General features: G+C 55.4%; 1 protein-coding gene. It reads right to left on the minus strand.

Annotation, left to right across the window (positions count from 1 at the left end; translation table 11 throughout):
• On the minus strand, positions 1–361 hold a 361-nt coding region (locus AC1DLM_RS35600), incomplete at both ends, for a class I tRNA ligase family protein (RefSeq protein ID WP_477572645.1).

The following is a 361-nucleotide window of genomic DNA, read 5'->3' on the forward strand; positions in this document are numbered from 1 at the left end:
CTCGTCGCGGGTCTGCTTCTCGATCTTCTTCGCCAGTTTCGGCTGCATCATGCCGGAGGTGCGTTTCTGCACCAGATCTTCCAGTTCGATACCGTCAATGATGTCCAGCGGGTCCAGGACGTTACCCTTGGACTTGGACATCTTCTGGCCCTGGCCATCACGTACCAGACCGTGCACATACACGGTCTTGAATGGAACCTGCGGCGTGCCGTCTTCATTTTTCACCAAGTGCATGGTGAGCATGATCATCCGGGCAACCCAGAAGAAAATGATGTCGAAACCGGTCACCAGCACGTCGGTGGAGTGGAATTTCTTAAGGAATTCGGTCTGTTCCGGCCAGCCCAGGGTGGAGAAGGTCCAC

It is taken from the genome of Paenibacillus sp. 01T442 (genome assembly GCF_056398345.1).